General features: G+C 60.6%; 11 protein-coding genes. 5 read left to right on the top strand and 6 right to left on the bottom strand.

The features are described from left to right. Nucleotides 1-34 precede the first annotated feature (34 nt). Nucleotides 35-1,729: an ABC transporter ATP-binding protein gene (locus tag N5D22_RS13715; protein WP_279655495.1), complete on the top strand. Its 1,695-nt coding sequence runs from the start codon at nt 35-37 to the stop codon at nt 1,727-1,729. A gap of 69 nt (nt 1,730-1,798) precedes the next feature. Here the strand turns inward: N5D22_RS13715 and N5D22_RS13710 are convergent, their stop codons facing one another. Further along, nucleotides 1,799-3,295: a replicative DNA helicase gene (locus N5D22_RS13710; RefSeq protein WP_065115307.1), complete on the bottom strand. Its 1,497-nt coding sequence runs from the start codon at nt 3,293-3,295 to the stop codon at nt 1,799-1,801. Nucleotides 3,296-3,605: 310 nt separating this feature from the next. Here N5D22_RS13710 and N5D22_RS13705 point away from each other — a divergent pair, with 310 nt between their 5' ends. From N5D22_RS13705 to N5D22_RS13695, 3 genes are read left to right on the top strand one after another with little or no spacing between them, the layout of a single operon-like run. After that, on the top strand, nt 3,606-4,061 hold the full coding sequence (locus N5D22_RS13705) for a MarR family transcriptional regulator (protein ID WP_279655494.1): 456 nt from the start codon (nt 3,606-3,608) through the stop codon (nt 4,059-4,061). Next, a complete protein-coding gene (locus tag N5D22_RS13700; protein WP_279655493.1) occupies nt 4,058-5,809 on the top strand; it encodes an MFS transporter in 1,752 nt (583 codons plus the stop codon). The genes N5D22_RS13705 and N5D22_RS13700 overlap by 4 nt, the downstream gene beginning before the upstream one ends. Before the next feature lie 18 nt (nt 5,810-5,827). Next, the gene (locus N5D22_RS13695) at nt 5,828-6,895 is read left to right on the top strand and encodes an HlyD family secretion protein (RefSeq protein WP_279655492.1); all 1,068 of its coding nucleotides are present in this window, start codon (nt 5,828-5,830) and stop codon (nt 6,893-6,895) included. Between the two features lie 260 nt (nt 6,896-7,155). Here the strand turns inward: N5D22_RS13695 and rplI are convergent, their stop codons facing one another. From rplI to N5D22_RS13670, 5 genes are all read right to left on the bottom strand, one after another. Continuing rightward, on the bottom strand, nt 7,156-7,731 hold the full coding sequence (gene rplI, locus N5D22_RS13690) for a 50S ribosomal protein L9 (protein ID WP_003520720.1): 576 nt from the start codon (nt 7,729-7,731) through the stop codon (nt 7,156-7,158). A 14-nt stretch (nt 7,732-7,745) separates the two neighbouring features. Continuing rightward, nucleotides 7,746-8,720, bottom strand: coding sequence for a DUF2232 domain-containing protein (locus N5D22_RS13685; RefSeq protein ID WP_279655491.1), 975 nt, complete (start codon nt 8,718-8,720; stop codon nt 7,746-7,748). A 187-nt stretch (nt 8,721-8,907) separates the two neighbouring features. After that, on the bottom strand, nt 8,908-9,156 hold the full coding sequence (rpsR, locus tag N5D22_RS13680; RefSeq protein WP_003502063.1) for a 30S ribosomal protein S18: 249 nt from the start codon (nt 9,154-9,156) through the stop codon (nt 8,908-8,910). A 16-nt stretch (nt 9,157-9,172) separates the two neighbouring features. Continuing rightward, the gene (rpsF, locus tag N5D22_RS13675) at nt 9,173-9,604 is read right to left on the bottom strand and encodes a 30S ribosomal protein S6 (RefSeq protein WP_004441041.1); all 432 of its coding nucleotides are present in this window, start codon (nt 9,602-9,604) and stop codon (nt 9,173-9,175) included. A gap of 293 nt (nt 9,605-9,897) precedes the next feature. After that, the gene (locus N5D22_RS13670; protein ID WP_279655488.1) at nt 9,898-10,941 is read right to left on the bottom strand and encodes an aldo/keto reductase; all 1,044 of its coding nucleotides are present in this window, start codon (nt 10,939-10,941) and stop codon (nt 9,898-9,900) included. Nucleotides 10,942-11,163: 222 nt separating this feature from the next. Here N5D22_RS13670 and fabD point away from each other — a divergent pair, with 222 nt between their 5' ends. Next, nucleotides 11,164-12,108: an ACP S-malonyltransferase gene (fabD, locus tag N5D22_RS13665; RefSeq protein WP_279655487.1), complete on the top strand. Its 945-nt coding sequence runs from the start codon at nt 11,164-11,166 to the stop codon at nt 12,106-12,108. The last annotated feature ends 69 nt before the right edge of the window (nt 12,109-12,177 follow it).

Here is a 12,177-nt window from a genome sequence, read left to right as displayed (position 1 = left end):
GTATCTTTCAAGCAGCGCCGGGCGGGAGAGAGTGATGACAGGCAATCGCGAAGTTGCATTCGGACCGCTTTCCCGAATCTATGCCGAAGACCTGAAGACGTCATGGCCGTCCATCACCTTTTTGCTGCTGACGATCCTGCTCGGGTCTGTTCTCGCCACCGCCGGGCCTTATGTGTTTTCCCGCCTGATCGACGATCTGCCGGATGCGCCGCTGCAATGGATGCTCGGTTTTTCGCTCTATGCGGGCCTGACGGCACTGGCGACGGGTATTCAGCGCTCCACGCAATATATGTCGGTCATCCATTCGGAGCGGCTTGAATATGTCGCGACGACACGCTTCTTCGAGCGCATCGTCCATAAAAAACCGTCCTTCTTCAACGATCACAACCCGGCGGAAATTCAGGCTGCGCAGACAAGGGGCGCTTCGGCCGCCTCGGCGATCATGCAGATCGGCCTCATCTATTTCGTGCCGGGCATCGCGACGTTCCTGTTCAGCACCCTGTTGCTGGGAACGGTCCTCAGTGCGGATCTGGTCGCCATAGTCGTCGTTTACGGCGCGGCCTTCATTGCGCTCACGCTCGCCTCGAACCGCCTGACCACGCCTTTTCTGGAAAAGGCCATCGAAGCCGGGCAGGAGAATGCCGGTTTTGTCGGAAACGCCATCGGCATGATCGAGCCTTTGCGGCACACGGGCAGCACGGCGTGGATGAAGCGTCGCTTCGCGGATAATGCAGGCTCGATCTATCGCAACTGGCGGCTTTATTCCCTGCGCCGCATCGGCTTCGTCTTCACCATCTCGCTTGCACTCGCCGCGCAGATGGTCATCGGCTTTTATCTGCTGCTGCCGCGTTACGAGGCGGGAGCCCTGTCGATAGGCGATATCGTTCTCTTCAACACGCTTCTGCTTCAGCTCAACATGCCCTTCGAACTGATCGGGCAATCGATCAGCGAGGCGGTCCGTTCCTTCGCCCAATTCGCGCCCTATGCCCGCATGTGGAATGAGCCAGCGGAGGAGGAGCCTTCAAATGTCAGCCGGCTGCAGCTGTCGGGCAAAGCGATAGGGTTTGATAAGGTGGGTTTTCGTTACGAAAACGGTCGCGGTGTTGAAGGTGTTTCTTTCACCGCAGCGCCGGGACGCCTGACCTTCATCACCGGCGAGACCGGCTCCGGAAAATCGACACTCTTCCGGCTTCTGCAGAAAACCATGGCGCCGCAATCCGGTCGCATCACCATCGATGACACCGATCTGACCGCCATCGGCCGGGACGACTGGTTTGCCGTTGCCGGCATCGTTCCGCAGGAGGTGCAGTTGCTGAACGATACGTTGCGCAGCAATATCGTCCTCGGGCGGGTGCTGGATGAGGAAAAACTGCGCCGCTCGGCCGAGCGCGCCGCGATACTCGACAGGATAGAGGCGATGCCGGAAGGTTTCGATACGATTGTCGGGGAAAGGGGGCTGAAGCTTTCCGGCGGCGAGCGTCAGCGCATTGCGATTGCCCGTGCGCTTTACGGTGAACCCTCCATTCTGCTGCTCGATGAGGCAAGCTCGGCGCTGGACGAGGAGACGGAGCGGGAAATCATGGAGCAGTTAAGACGGGTCGACAGCGATATCACCATCATCGCCATCACCCACCGCCAGAGCAGCATCCGCACCGGCGATCAGGTCGTCGCTTTGCCAGGCAGGGCACCCGATGAATCGGGTTCTGAAGTGTCAGTGCCAAGCCATTGAAAAGATTCCGCCCCGTCCGGAAACCGGACGGGGTGGTGTTTTCTCAGCGATAGCCTGTGTGGCTGTGTGTCAATGTTCTTCGTACTGGCTGAAGCTCGGGTCGGCCAGGTCCGCGAAGCGGGTGAACTCGGACTGGAAGGCGAGTTTCACCGTACCGGTCGGTCCGTGACGCTGCTTGGCGATGATGACGTCGGCCGTGCCCTTTACCTTGTCGAACAGGGCTTCCCATTCGGCATATTTCGGGTCTGCGGGATCGCGCGGCTCCATGTTTTTGACGTAATATTCCTCGCGGAACACGAACAGCACCACGTCCGCGTCCTGCTCGATGGAGCCGGATTCACGCAGGTCGGAAAGCTGCGGTCGTTTGTCTTCGCGGCTTTCCACCGCACGGGAGAGCTGTGACAGAGCGATGATCGGAACGTTGAGTTCCTTGCCGAGCGCTTTCAGACCCGTGGTGATCTGGGTGATTTCCTGCACGCGGTTTTCGCCGCTCTTGCCGGAGCCGGTCATCAGCTGAACGTAGTCGACAACAAGAACATCGAGGCCGCGCTGGCGCTTCAGGCGGCGGGCGCGGGCGGACAGCTGGGCAATCGAGATACCACCGGTCTGGTCGATATAAAGCGGCACCTTCTGCATCATCTGGCTGCAGGCGACGAGTTTTTCGAAATCTGACTCGGTGATGTCACCACGGCGGATTTTCGAGGAGGACACTTCCGTCTGCTCGGAAATGATACGGGTCGCCAGCTGTTCGGACGACATTTCGAGCGAGTAGAAACCGACGACACCGCCGTTCTTGGCCTTGTACGAACCGTCCGGCTGCACCTCCTGCTCATAGGATGCGGCAATATTATAGGCGATGTTGGTGGCAAGCGAGGTCTTGCCCATGCCCGGACGACCGGCAAGCACGATAAGGTCGGAGCGCTGCAACCCACCCATGCGGGCGTCGAGCGAATGAATGCCGGTGGAAATGCCGGAGAGATTGCCGTCGCGTTCGAAGGCAGCGCCGGCCATGTCGATCGCCAGCGCCACGGCATCGTTGAAGGACTGGAAGCCGCCGTCGTAACGGCCGGTTTCCGCCAGTTCGAACAGGCGGCGTTCGGTGTCTTCGATCTGCGCCTGCGGCGGCATGTCGAGCGGCGCATCATAGGCGATGTTGACGACATCCTCGCCGATCTGGATCAGCGCGCGGCGCAGCGCCAGATCATAGATCGCCCGGCCGTAATCTTCCGCATTGATGATCGATACGGCTTCCGCCGCCAGGCGTGCAAGATACTGCGCCACCGTCAGATCGCCGATCTTGTCGTCGGCCGGCAGGAAGGTCTTGATCGTCACCGGATTGGCGGTCTTGCCCATGCGGATGATATCGCCCGCCACTTCGAAGATCTTGCGATGCAGCGGTTCGTAGAGATGCACAGGCTTCAGGAAGTCCGACACGCGGTAATAGGCGTCGTTATTGACGAGGATGGCGCCGAGCAGCGCCTGTTCGGCCTCGATATTGTTCGGCGCTTCGCGGTAATGCGGTTCTGCCGGCTGCGCGGGGGTGATCTTTCTCACAGCGTCGTTCATGGTTTGCGCGATCTCCCTTTGCCTTTGTCATTAAACCTCGGGTTTGGCTTTCTGTGGCATGGCAGTCAATGATATTGTTGCAACACTCTATGGCAGGCTGACGTCCGCTCTGCGAAGCCTGATCACTTCTTCAGTTGTCCCCAATAATCCACAGGCGGGTGGGGCAAGATGCCGGACTCTTCCGGCAAGGTGATTCGCTGCCATGAGTTTACCGCATGGCAGACCCGGCATGAAAGAAACTTGAAAATCATCAGGCTTACGAATAAATAGGCAGAAAATAAGTAGTATGCTAATTATAAGGCTTGCTGACATGTCCCGCGAGACCGACAAGGAACAGCTTCTGGATGAAGTCTCCGCTTTCACCCGCAAACTGCGCGCGTTTTTCGATGCGCGGGTAGGGGAAAGCGGACTGACGCTGGCGCGGGCGCGGGCGCTTTTTGCGCTGTCGCGCCGTGGGCCGCTGACGCAGACGGAGCTTGCCGAGGAGATGGAAATCGAAACGCCGACGCTGGTGCGGGTACTCGACGGCATGGAGAAACAGAATCTCATCGAGCGCCGCTCCGATGAAAACGACCGCCGCGCCAAACGCATCCACATGACGGATGAGGGCGAGAAGACCTCCGAGACGGTGCAGGCGGTAGCAAAGTCGCTGCGCTCGGAGATTACCGCCGATATTTCCTCTCAGGAGCTGGCCATGGCCCTGAACGTGATGCGGCGACTTTCTGCCAATCTGCAAAATCTGGCGGTCGAGAGGGCGCAATCGTGAGCACCCTGTTGCCGCAGACAACGGATGGAGCCGTTTCCGAAAATGCCGAGGCGAATGCCAAGCCGGCCGCCCTTCCGGCAGCAGAACCCGCTGCGCCGGTGAGCGCTTCCGGCGCGGGCGAGAGCGCGCCGGAACCTGCTGCGCCCGCCGCACCTCAGCCGCTGGAGCGGCCCTTGTGGCAGAGGCTCTGCTTCATCTTCGCAGGCCTGTCCTTCTTCATCACGCAAGGGTTGGGCATGAACCTCGTCATGGCCAATATCTACCAGCTGCAGGGCGAGTTTTCCGCGACGGTGGCGGAAGTCGCCTGGCTTTCCGCCGCCTATATGGCCCCCTATGCCACCTTCTCCATCGCGCTTTTCAAGGTGCGGGCGCAATATGGGCTACGGCCCTTCGCCGAGGTTTCGATCATCGTTTTCGTGGTCGCTTCCTGTCTGAACCTCTTCGTGACGGATTTGCATTCGGCCATCGTCATCCGCTTCGTCAGCGGCATGGCGGCGGCGCCGATTTCGTCGCTTGGCTTTCTCTACATTCTGGAGGCCTTTCCGCCTGCGCGGAAATTCTCGCTCGGCTTCAGCATCGCGCTTACAGGCACGTTGCTGTCGGCGCCGCTGGCGCGCATCGTCTCGCCCACGCTCCTGGCAGTCGACGGCTGGAATACGCTCTATTCCATGGAGGTGGGTTTCGCGCTGATTTCCTTCGCGATGATCTACGTCCTCAAGGTCACACCGCCGCCGCGCGCAAAAGTCATCGAGCGCATGGATATTCTGAGCTATCTGCTGTTTGCGGGCGGTCTTGGCTGTCTCGCGGTGATGCTGACGCTCGGCCGGTTCTACTGGTGGTTCGAAACATGGTGGCTGGGCGTTCTTCTGGCGACATCCATCGCGCTTCTGACGCTGATGGCCTTCATCGAACTGCCACGCAAGAACCCGCTGCTCGATCTGCGCTGGATTTTCTCCAAAACCAACCTGCACGCCATGGCCGTGCTCTTGGTCTACCGGGCGGTCTCGTCGGAACAATCCTCCACGGCGGTCAGCTTCTATCAGCAACTCGGATTGCTGAACGACCAGACGACCACACTTTATGGGCTGGTGCTTCTCGCCACCGTGCTCGGCGGCGCTGCCTGCGCCTGGCTGATGCTGACAAAATATGTCGACACGGCCCATGTGATTGCCCTGATACTGATTGCGGCCGGTTCGTTCATGGACAGTCAGTCCAACGACCTGACGCGGCCGGAGCAGATGTATCTCAGCCAGATGATGATCGCCTTTGGCGCCGCCATGTTCCTGCCGCCGGTCATGTCCAAGGGCTTTGCGGCGGCGCTGGCCCGGGGTGCGCCCTATCTGGTGAATTTCATCACCATCTTCCTGTTCACGCAGATCACCGGCTCGATGCTGATGACCGGCCTGCTCGGCAGTTTCGTAACGCTGCGGGAAAAATTCCATTCCAATGTTCTGGTGGAAAATATCCTGCTCACCAATCCCTTGGTCGCCCAGCGCGTATCGCAGCTTTCTGGCGCCTACAGCCACGTCATCACCGATCCGGCGCTGCTGAAGGCGGAAGGGCTGTCGCTGCTTGGCCAGCAGGTCAGCCGGCAGGCCTATGTGCTTGCCTACAACGATACGTTCCTGCTGATCTCGGTCGTTTCCGCGCTGGCGCTCATCGCGCTTTTGATCCACCTTGCATGGTTGCGCATCCGCCCATTCCTTTCGGGGAATAATGTCGATGCCGCGCCGGCGCCACAGTCTTGAACCTCCAAGAGTGACAAAATGCTGAAGAAGTTTTTTACCCCCGTTTCCATTCTCGTGCTGCTCGGCGGCCTCGCCGGTGTGGCGCTGGTGCTTTACGCCTGGCGGCTGCCGCCGTTTCTCTCCACCGTCGAAATGACCGACAACGCCTTTGTGCGCGGTTACGTGACCACCATGAGCCCGCAGGTCAGCGGCTATGTCGTGGATGTGCCGGTGAAGGATTACCAGGAAGTGAAGCAGGGCGCGTTGCTGGCGAAGATCGACGACCGCATCTATCGCCAGAAGCAGGCGCAGGCGGAAGCCACGCTCGATACGCAGAAAGCGGCGCTCGATAATTCCCGCCAGCAGGAAAATGCCGCCAATGCCAATATTCTTTCCAGCCAGGCGGCGGTCGACAGCGCCGAGGCGTCTCTGAAACAGGCGCAGCTCGCATCCGACCGGCAGGACAATCTCATCAAAAGCGGCGTCGGAACCTCCAGCCTCCAGGAGGAGGCCCATGCCGCACTGGAAAAGGCGAGGGCGTCGCTGTCGCAGGCCAAGGCGGCGCTTGAGGTTTCGCGGCAGGATCTGCAGACCATCATCGTCAACCGCAGCTCGCTGCAGGCGGCCGTCGCCAATGCCGAAGCTGCCGTCGAGCTCGCCCGGATCGATCTGGCCAATACTGAAATCCATGCGCCCGTGGACGGCAGGCTCGGTGAAATTGGCGTGCGTACCGGCCAATATGTCACCGCCGGCACGCAGCTGATGGCCGTTGTGCCCCATGATGTCTGGGTTATCGCTAATTTCAAGGAAACCCAGCTTGCCGGCATGCAGGTCGGCCAGCCGGTGACGATCTCGGTGGACGCCCTGCATCGCCGCAAGCTGACCGGCCGTGTCGAACGCTTCTCGCCCGCCACGGGTTCGGAATTCGCCGTCATCAAGCCCGACAATGCGACGGGTAATTTCGTGAAGATCGCCCAGCGCCTCGGCGTGCGGATCGCCATCGATGCCGATCAGCCGCTGGCGGCGGAGCTTTCGCCGGGCATGTCGGTGGTAGTGCATGTGGACAAGAGCGTGGCGCCGGAAGGGGCGGAGACGGCGGCGAAGTAGTCAGGCGTGGAGTTTACCGAGAGGCACCCCCCTCTGCCCTGCCGGGCATCTCCCCCTCAAGGGGGGAGATCGACTCGCGGTTAGGTCTCGCCCATCTCAACGTTTGCGAATGAAGTGGTGGTAGCGCTTCCTGCCGATCTCCCCCCTTGAGGGGGAGATGCCCGGCAGGGCAGAGGGGGGTATTCCTTCGCGAATTCAACCCAACAAAAAACCCCGGATGTCGCCATCCGGGGTTTTCTTATGGCCGCAAGGCCAAACTATTACTCGTCGTCGCCGTCGCGGTCAGCTTCCGGATCGAAGAAGTCTTCCGGACGCAGCGCGTCTTCGTCAACGCCGTAGATGGCGTCGGCGGAGGTGAGGCTTTCGCCCTTGGCCTGACGTTCTGCTTCTTCAGCCGAACGGGCAACGTTCAGCTCAACCTGCAGCTCAACTTCGGCATGCAGGTGGAGCGTAACGTTGTGCAGACCGATGGTCTTGATCGGCGTGTTCAGTTCAACCTGGTTGCGGCCGATGTTGAAGCCTTCGGCGCCGAGGATTTCAACGACGTCGCGAGCGGCGACAGAACCGTAGAGCTGGCCGGTTTCACCAGCCGAACGGACGACGATGAAGGACTTGCCTTCCAGAGCCTCGGCAACCTTCTGGGCTTCCGACTTGCGCTCGAGGTTACGGGCTTCGAGCGTTGCGCGCTCGGTTTCGAAACGTGCCTTGTTGGCGGCGTTGGCGCGCAGCGCCTTGCCCTGCGGCAGCAGGAAGTTACGGGCGTAGCCGTCGCGAACCTTGACGGTTTCGCCCATCTGGCCGAGCTTGTTGATGCGTTCGAGAAGAATGACGTCCATCTTCTTGATCCTTTCTAGTTGTTGGTTTCGTTCGTATTGTCGGTTTTCCGCGTCGGAGTAAGAGAGATCGTGCTGCGCACGTCGCTCAGGCCGAACACGAGAATGATGAACAGCGGAAAGACAAAGACCGCCGAGAGATATGCGAGAATGAGAACCGGCAGCCGCCAGTCCTTGCCGCGGGCGCGCTTGTGCAGCGAGGCGTAACCCGCCATCAGGAAGCCTGCGCCGAAGGTACCGCAGATGACAGCGCCGACCATGGCGGCGCCGCCGCCGAGGAACATGGCGATGATGCCCGCGAGGAAGATGAAGATGGCGTTGCGATGCATGCGCAGTGCGGAGGCAATGTCCTCACGCGGGCGCAGACCCTTGCCGAAGGTACCAACCACTCGCGTCGCGAAATAATAGGCCGCAAACAGCAGGATGACCCAGAGTCCGCCCTGAACGATCGGCAGCATCAGCACAAGCAGCGACTTCGTCTGCGCCAGCGCCTCGAGATTGGGCTCGAACAGCGGTTCGCGGTTCTGAACCGAAGTCATCATCACATCGACCATGCGCGCGACGAGATCGGGACCGTAACCGATCATCCAGCCGAGAATGACGACGGCGACGGAAACCAGAATGCACAGATGCAGCACGATGCCGGAAAGCGGATACCAGGCAAGCAGATCATCCGGGCCGCCGAGTTCGGAGGCGGGACGCGCCAGATTGGCGAGATGCGAAAGCCAGCCCGCCGGGATCAGCGTGAAGATCGCAATGGTCAGCGCAAAAAGCGGCGACATGACGAGAGCGCCGATGAGGGCGGTGGTGATGATGGCGATAATGGCGGCGCGGTTGCCCCAGCCCATGCCGGCGATGAAGATCGGCATGGCGGAACCGGCATAGAGCAGGAAGGACAGGGACGACTGTGCCGTTGCGCCAAGCGTCAGAAACGCGGCGCATATGCCGGCGAGAACGCCGGAGATCAGCACTGTCTGGTTCAACTTCTGCACTTCGCTGTCCTGCTGAAACTTAAGCAGTTAGAGGATCGCTCCTGAGAGCCTCATCCCCAACATGGGTTTTATGGTATCGATCCGCGCCCAACGCGGAAGGATTTGAGCTCGCAACCTACTGATTAAAAGTCAGTTGCTTCATGGGAGAAAACGAGGCCGCGCCGAGACGCAGCCTCGCTTCAAATCATTACGCTACGACGTAGGGCAGCAGGCCGAGGAAACGGGCGCGCTTGATCGCCTGGGCGAGTTCGCGCTGCTTCTTCTGGGAAACGGCCGTGATGCGGGACGGAACGATCTTGCCGCGCTCGGAAATGTAGCGCTGCAGCAGACGTACGTCCTTGTAGTCGATCTTCGGAGCGTTGGCGCCGGAGAAGGGGCACGTCTTGCGACGGCGGTGGAACGGGCGGCGTGCCTGGGAAGAGGATGCGTCAGCCATTGGTCAAAACTCCTTCTTATGCACGGTCTTCGCGCGGACGGCGCGGACGGTCTTCGCGGGGACCACGATCTTCACGCGGGCCACGGTCCGGACGGTCGCCATCGCGGCGCGGACGGTCGTCACGGTCGCGCTTCTGCATCATCGCGGACGGGCCTTCTTCGTGGGCTTCGACGGCGATGGTCATGTAGCGAAGAACGTCTTCGTTGATGCGCATCTGGCGCTCGACTTCATGGATGGCGGCCGCCGGAGCGTCGATGTCCATGAGAGCGTAGTGAGCCTTGCGGTTCTTCTTGATGCGGTAGGTGAGGGACTTCAGACCCCAGTTCTCGATGCGTCCGACTTTGCCGCCGAACGATTCGATAACGCCCTTGTACTGCTCGACAAGTGCGTCGACCTGCTGGGCAGAAATATCCTGCCGGGCAAGGAAGATGTGTTCGTAAAGAGCCATTTAAGCTTTGCCTTTCTTGCGTTTCGTCCTTCACCCGGCAACAGCGCTAAGCCTCAACGACTGCTCTTGGGTGAGGCGGGTAAGGCCTTGAAGCAAGAAAAGCGTTGTTCGAGACGGTCGAGAGCGGAGACACGGGAGGCCGGAAAAACCTTATGGTTCCTGCTGTTCCGTTACCGGAACCAGCCCTCCGTTCAGCCACCAGCCAATTGGACCGGGTGTTGTGAACAGCGCGCTTATACGGATTTTTGCCCGGAATGCAAGGGCAAGGGGCGAAAAAGCGCGCCGTCCGATCATCAGATCGCCATCGGATATTGCCGGTGGATCGCTGCGATACCCTTCAGCACTTCTTCCGACAGCACCACATCGGCTGCGGCAATGTCCGTCTTCAACTGATCCATCGTCGTCGCACCGATGATGGCTGACGCCATGAAGGGGCGGGTGAGGCAAAAGGCGATGGCGAGATGGGCCGGGTCGATCCCGTGGGCCGCGGCGAGTTCCAGATAGGCCTTGACCGGGGCTTCCTGAAGCGGTTGCAGACGGCCGCCGAGGTTGCTGTTGATGCTGCCGCGTGATCCCGCCGGGCACGCGCCGTTCTGGTATTTGCCGGTCAGCAGCCCTGCCGCCAGCGGCGAATAGGCGAGCAGGCCGACATCCTCGTGATGGGCGACTTCCGCCATGTCGAGATCGAAGCTGCGGTACAGCAGGTTATATTCGTTCTGGATGGTGGCGACACGCGGCAGGCCGTGGGCCTCGGCGATATCGATATATTTCTGCGTGCCCCAGGCGCTCTCGTTGGAAAGGCCGATGGCGCGGATCTTGCCGGCCTTCACCAGTTCGCCGAGCGTATCGAGCTTTTCGGTGATTTCGGCGAGCGTGCGCTTGGTGTCCTGGCCGGAAGCGTCGAATCCCCAGGCGCCGCGGAAATGATAGGTGCCGCGATTCGGCCAGTGGATCTGGTAGAGGTCGATATAGTCGGTCTTCAGGCGCTTGAGGCTGGTATCGACAGCCTCGCGAATGGCGGAGGCGTCGATATCGCGGCCGCCGCGAATATAATCGCGCCCCGAACCGGCGACCTTGGTGGCGAGCACGACCTGATCGCGCCTGCCGGTCTTTTCGAACCAGCTGCCGATATATTCTTCGGTCCGGCCCTGCGTTTCGGCGGAAACCGGCGTGGTGGGATAAAGCTCGGCCGTATCGAAGAAATTCACGCCGTTTTCGATGGCATAGTCCATCTGCTCATGGGCTTCGGCTTCGGTGTTCTGCGTGCCCCATGTCATGGTGCCGAGGCAGATTTCGGACACGGAAATGCCCGTGCGTCCCAGTAGATTCTGTTTCATGGAGAGGTCCCGGTGCTTTGGCGAGTTTTGGAAGGCGGTGTGAAAGTAATGGGGAATTGCCGCAGTGCAAGAAAAAATATGATGAAAAGAAAGGGGAAAACAGGACGGCAAAACCCCTGACAAGGGCCTGCCATCGGGCTTCAAGCCTTGACTTCGCTGGCGGGAATGTGAATGGAAGTCCGAAAGAATAAAGGCAAGGCCAGACAAGAAGGACGACATCCCATGGGTATTGCATTCACATTTCCCGGTCAGGGAAGCCAGGCCGTCGGCATGGGCAAGGAGCTGGCGGATACCTATCCGGAAGCACGCGCCGTGTTTCAGGAAGTCGACGAGGCGCTCGACCAGAAGCTTTCCGATATCATGTGGAACGGCCCGGAAGAAACGCTGACGCTGACCGCCAACGCCCAGCCGGCCCTCATGGCGGTGTCCATGGCGGTCATGCGGGTTCTCGAAGCGCGCGGCTTCAAGCTGTCTGACACGGTTTCTTATGTCGCGGGCCATTCGCTCGGCGAATATTCGGCGCTCTGTGCCGCCGGCACCTTCTCGGTTGCCGATACCGCCCGTCTTCTGCGCATCCGCGGCAACGCCATGCAGGCGGCGGTTCCGGTGGGCGAGGGCGCCATGGCGGCGATCATCGGGCTCGAGCACGATGCCGTTTCCGCCATCTGCGACGAAGCCGGCATTCTCGGCGTCTGCCAGATCGCCAACGACAATGGCGGCGGCCAGCTTGTCATTTCCGGCGGCAAGGCTGCCGTTGAAAAGGCTGCGGCGATCGCTTCCGAAAAGGGCGCCAAGCGCGCCATCATGCTGCCGGTTTCCGCGCCCTTCCATTCCGCGTTGATGGCGCCGGCGGCGGAAGCCATGCGCGAAGCGCTGGCGGCTGTCGAAAAGCGCAACCCGGTCGTGCCTGTTGTCGCCAATGTGCGCGCCGCCCCCGTTTCCGACGCCAATGAGATCGCCGCCCTGCTGGTCGAGCAGGTGACGGGCCAGGTGCGCTGGCGCGAGACGGTGGAATGGTTCGCCGCCAACAACGTCACGCAGCTTTACGAGATCGGCTCCGGCAAGGTGCTGACGGGCCTTGCACGCCGTATCGACAAGACGGTGAACGGCGTCGCCGTCAACGGCGCGGCTGATATCGACCAGCTTCTTGCCACCCTCATCGGCTGAGACGGGATACTCCGGCTGCCGCATTCATCGGGCGCAACAGCGCTGAACATTTTCAGTCCGAAGCTCTAA

It is taken from the genome of Agrobacterium sp. GD03872 (assembly GCF_029840625.1).
GTDB lineage: Bacteria > Pseudomonadota > Alphaproteobacteria > Rhizobiales > Rhizobiaceae > Agrobacterium > Agrobacterium fabrum_A.
Note: the sequence above shows the minus strand (reverse complement) of the source record. Positions and strands in the feature narration are given on the sequence as shown.

Bases quoted from the DNA above. Each gene is read 5' to 3' on its own strand.
- N5D22_RS13715 (WP_279655495.1), top strand. From the start codon at position 35: ATGACAGGCAATCGCGAAGTTGCATTCGGACCGCTTTCCCGAATCTAT.
- N5D22_RS13710 (WP_065115307.1), bottom strand. From the start codon at position 3,295: ATGAACGACGCTGTGAGAAAGATCACCCCCGCGCAGCCGGCAGAACCG.
- N5D22_RS13705 (WP_279655494.1), top strand. From the start codon at position 3,606: ATGTCCCGCGAGACCGACAAGGAACAGCTTCTGGATGAAGTCTCCGCT.
- N5D22_RS13695 (WP_279655492.1), top strand. From the start codon at position 5,828: ATGCTGAAGAAGTTTTTTACCCCCGTTTCCATTCTCGTGCTGCTCGGC.
- rplI (WP_003520720.1), bottom strand. From the start codon at position 7,731: ATGGACGTCATTCTTCTCGAACGCATCAACAAGCTCGGCCAGATGGGC.
- rpsR (WP_003502063.1), bottom strand. From the start codon at position 9,156: ATGGCTGACGCATCCTCTTCCCAGGCACGCCGCCCGTTCCACCGCCGT.
- rpsF (WP_004441041.1), bottom strand. From the start codon at position 9,604: ATGGCTCTTTACGAACACATCTTCCTTGCCCGGCAGGATATTTCTGCC.
- N5D22_RS13670 (WP_279655488.1), bottom strand. From the start codon at position 10,941: ATGAAACAGAATCTACTGGGACGCACGGGCATTTCCGTGTCCGAAATC.
- fabD (WP_279655487.1), top strand. From the start codon at position 11,164: ATGGGTATTGCATTCACATTTCCCGGTCAGGGAAGCCAGGCCGTCGGC.